Source organism: Bacteroidota bacterium, from assembly GCA_018698135.1.
Lineage (GTDB): Bacteria > Bacteroidota > Bacteroidia > CAILMK01 > JAAYUY01 > JABINZ01.
The window spans coordinates 1-3,242 of sequence record JABINZ010000094.1; the positions used below are offsets into that span (position 1 = coordinate 1).

General features: G+C 34.2%; 5 protein-coding genes. All 5 read left to right on the forward strand.

Features of this window, described 5'->3' with window-relative positions; genetic code table 11:
- Positions 1–71 precede the first annotated feature (71 nt).
- The 5 genes from HOG71_05845 to HOG71_05865 all read left to right on the forward strand — a co-directional run bounded on the left by HOG71_05845 (position 72) and on the right by HOG71_05865 (position 3,034).
- Complete coding sequence (locus HOG71_05845; GenBank protein MBT5990356.1) at positions 72–428, forward strand: hypothetical protein; 357 nt, start codon at positions 72–74, stop codon at positions 426–428.
- A complete protein-coding gene (locus HOG71_05850; GenBank protein ID MBT5990357.1) occupies positions 415–636 on the forward strand; it encodes a hypothetical protein in 222 nt (73 codons plus the stop codon). Before HOG71_05845 ends, HOG71_05850 begins: the two co-directional genes overlap by 14 nt.
- 65 nt (positions 637–701) lie before the next feature.
- Positions 702–1,781 carry a RimK family alpha-L-glutamate ligase gene (locus HOG71_05855; GenBank protein MBT5990358.1) on the forward strand — a complete coding sequence of 360 codons (1,080 nt, stop codon included), beginning with the start codon at positions 702–704 and terminating at the stop codon, positions 1,779–1,781.
- A 135-nt stretch (positions 1,782–1,916) separates the two neighbouring features.
- Positions 1,917–2,480 carry a recombinase family protein gene (locus tag HOG71_05860; GenBank protein MBT5990359.1) on the forward strand — a complete coding sequence of 188 codons (564 nt, stop codon included), beginning with the start codon at positions 1,917–1,919 and terminating at the stop codon, positions 2,478–2,480.
- A 101-nt stretch (positions 2,481–2,581) separates the two neighbouring features.
- Positions 2,582–3,034, forward strand: coding sequence for a hypothetical protein (locus HOG71_05865; GenBank protein ID MBT5990360.1), 453 nt, complete (start codon positions 2,582–2,584; stop codon positions 3,032–3,034).
- Positions 3,035–3,242: the final 208 nt, after the last annotated feature.

The window sequence follows — 3,242 nt, forward strand, 5'->3', positions numbered from 1 at the left end:
CGATTGATTACCAGTGCTTAAGGCTTGTTTTCGGGCATATAATGATGTATGTTTGAAAAAACATTACTGATATGGTTTATACAGACCCCTTAACACAAGAAACTTTTTATCCTCAAAGGACAAATCAGAAATTTGCATCAAGGAGAAATCAAATCAAGTACAATAACTTGAAAGCACGTAAAAAACGAGCAGCTAAAAAGAAGTTCGATCAACCATTGGACAAGAACCGAACTATTCTGTCTGGGATATTAGGGAGCAATAAAGAAGCTGTCAAAAGCAAAGATTGGCTACTTGCACTGGGATATAACTTCAACATTTATACCCATGCAGTGATGTATGAAGGGAAGTCGATACCGTGCATTTACGAGTTTGCGATTGCCCAGATTGAAAGAGACAAATATAAAATATTCCGCCATGCAGATAGTTAACCCATTTGACTTAGGTATTCTAAAAGACTTACCTAAAAACATTACCGTTGCTCAAGCAGAAATAGATCAGCTAAGAACCGAAAAAGCGAGTCTAAAGAGTAAACTGAACTTGACCATTATTGCGAGTGCTGCCATTATTATTGGAGTGCTGGTTTATTTTAATAATCAGTCGATTACAACGTATGAGAAAAATAATGAGAGCGATTAAGCCTTCCTCCGAAATATTGAAGGATCGAGTGCCAGAGAAATTTGATAATCAATCAATTACAAACCATGAAGATTAGTATTTTAACCAATAGCCCTAATTGCAAGGCTGTAAAGCAGATTCAGAATAGTATTATCAATAGAGGACACAAAGCGCCAATTCTAATTCTTGATAATATCAAAATTGTTATTTCGAATAATGAGAAAGGCTTTGACTCTATTTACTACACCAAGAATAACAAGACCTCTAAATTATCAAAAGCTTCTATTGGTGATGCGATACTTCCTCGAATTGGCTCAAACGTGCCATTTGGAGCAAAGGTGATTCAGCACATTGGAAATATGGGTGTATTTAGTCCCATTAGTGGTACAGGTTTACTTAATTCCTATGACAAAATGAAGACTCTTCAGATAGCCAGTAATAATGGGATACGCACACCTAAAACTATTATGGGAGATCAGGTTAGAGATGTAAAATATATTGTGAGCCAGTTAGGGCTACCCGTGATAATAAAGTTCATTCACGGGAGCGGTGGTTCAGGTGTGTCCATATTGGAAAGCATGATTTCTTTGAAATCAACTTTGCAATCTTTTACAAAACTGAGAAAGCCGTTCATTCTTCAAGAATTTATATATGCAAATAATTCTGATATAAGGGCTGTTGTAATAGGTGAAAAGGTTGTGGCAGCTTATCAAAGAACAGCTCAGGGGCGTGATGAATTTCGTAGTAATTTGACGTTAAATGGCAAAGGGAAATCAATTAGCCTCAGTGAAACTGATAAAGCACTATGCATCAAGTGTGCAAAAGTTCTAGGTCTAAATTTTTGTGGCATTGATTTAATCAAAAATGGAAAAACAACATATCTATTGGAAGCAAACGCTAATTTTGGTCTTATCGGGATGGAAATCACAAAAATCAATTTCCCTGATGAGATGATTAGATTTCTTGAAAAAAAAGTAAAGTCAAATATTACAGATAGCATTTCTCACCCTCTTATTACTAATCAATATTATTCACAGCTTTTACCCAAAATAATTGGCAAGCGGATTCACTATGTAGACAGGTTCAACAAAAAGAAGTCTATTGTTATTGAGTCATTGAGTGACTTGGAACATGTAATGGTTAATAGTTTTCGAGTAAATTTATAAATATACAGCTATGGGACAGATAAATGCAGGATATTCAAACATTCCAGAAGTAACCGATGAAATAAGCATTACTAATATTGTTGGGATGGTCGTATTTACAGCAACAATGGTTGTTTTATTATTAATTCGAAACAAATGAAGATTGCACTATACAACAGGGTATCAACCCAAGATCAGACAACGGAGAATCAAAAGATACGCTTGATCGAATATGCCAAAACAAAAGGCTATGAGTATGATATTTACGAAGAAGTGATGAGTACCCGAAAAACACGACCAGTCAAGCAAGCCCTTCTTCAAAAGCTTCGTAAGGGTGATTATACTTCAGTAATTGTTTATCGACTTGACCGGTGGGCTAGATCATCTACCGAGTTACTCCTAGAAATAAATGAACTAATCAATAAAGGAATCAACTTTATCTCAATTTCTGAGAATCTGGATTTCAGTACTGCAACCGGTAAGTTGCATTTTCAGATTCTAAGTGCGTTTGCAGAGTTCGAGAGAGCCTTAATTTCTGAACGTACAAAGGAAGGGCTTAGAAGAGCTAAAGAGCAAGGAAAGAAGCTTGGCAGACCGTATGGAGCTAAAGACAAAAAGAGGCGTAGGAAGTCAGGGTATTTGCTACGGGAAGCTGGTGTTAGAAAGGATAAAGATGAAGTACAGGGAGTCTATAAATCTATTGATGAATATGTAAAATAAATGAGTTATTATTTAAAAAACTTAATACCAATTTTCGATTACGAAATCCGTGATAAAACTTTAACTGTATATTGCTTTATCTTTAAAATGTAAATTAAGGGATGATACAATACAATGAAAACCAATTAAGAATAATTGAGTTAAGTGCTAAAGACATTAAAACCAATGATGAGGCGAATGTATTAAACTCAGCAGTTTTAACAGAAATTGATAATATTCTTAATAATCATGGCGAATACTTCCAAGTTGCTAAAGGGATAAAAAAGGGTAGAAAATTTAAATCTGGGAAATGTTACTCTGTAGCTGCAATTCAGATGGGGAAAGGTTTTGATTATGTAGAAGGGTATGTACGAGTTAAAAATAATGAACGAAAAGTAGCACATGCATGGAATAGAGATAGTGAAGGGAATCATATTGATTTTGGTGTAAATAATCCAGAAGATTGTGAATATTTTGGTATTGTTATACCAGTGAAAAAAGTATATCATATAGGTTATAAAAATGGTGGTATATGGTATGCCGTTTTACCATTTTTAGACATAAATGAAATATAGTATTAATATCGATTAAGATAAAAGTGTAAATCTAATCCCATAAAGCAACAGGAATAAACTCCCTTGTATTCATTGCATTTCGGACATTTATTGATGTTTCTCTTTAATATATCTTCTCCAAAATCTAATTCTATCTCACCCAAGTCACCTTTATAGATTGATACTCTTTCAATAAAATCGTTAGGTGTGTATATATCTTAAAACGAAC